We start from the raw sequence: 582 nt of genomic DNA, 5'->3' as shown, positions 1-582 counted from the left end.
ATTCTTATCTTTGCTCCTAGCCTAGTACATTTCATGAACTTTTTAATTAAAATTTCTATTTTATACTAAAAAATTAACTTTCTTTGCTGGTAACCTAGTACATTTCGTGAACTTTTTTTATGAAATTTCATGAATTTCGTTTTTTTTTCTACTTGACAACCATCAAACGTAGTAATAGTGCCATTTCTTTTCTTTGCTTAAAATCTAGTACATTTCGTGAATTTTTTCAAAAAAATGCTTCTAAAGCGCATTCCTTCGTCAAGTCTTTGCTCGTAGCCTAGTACATTTCGTGAAATTTTGACCACTTTTGCATTAATTTAAATAATAAAATACAATAAGTATATCTATAAATAAAGTAGCAAAAGGAGGTGAATTAGAATGGCAACAAAATTATATAACTCACATTTAAATGATATTATTTTTAATTGTAACGAATACTATATAATTGATACTTATATTGCTTTAGTTCATATTTCAAGTGAAGTAAACTCTAAATATTTAATTCAAACATATAGTAATTCAAAGGCTGATCTTATTAATATAGTAAAAAAGTATTTAAATGTATCTTATAAAACTATATTT

1 pseudogene is annotated in these 582 nt (G+C 24.4%); it reads left to right on the top strand.

Going from position 1 to position 582, the window contains the following annotated elements:
* Positions 1-378: 378 nt before the first annotated feature.
* Positions 379-582, top strand: a pseudogene (locus GBZ86_RS16660) (hypothetical protein); the annotation flags it as partial.

Source organism: Clostridium tarantellae (assembly GCF_009295725.1).
Classification (GTDB): Bacteria; Bacillota; Clostridia; order Clostridiales; family Clostridiaceae; genus Sarcina; species Sarcina tarantellae.
This window is presented reverse-complemented; position numbering and strand designations above follow the sequence as displayed.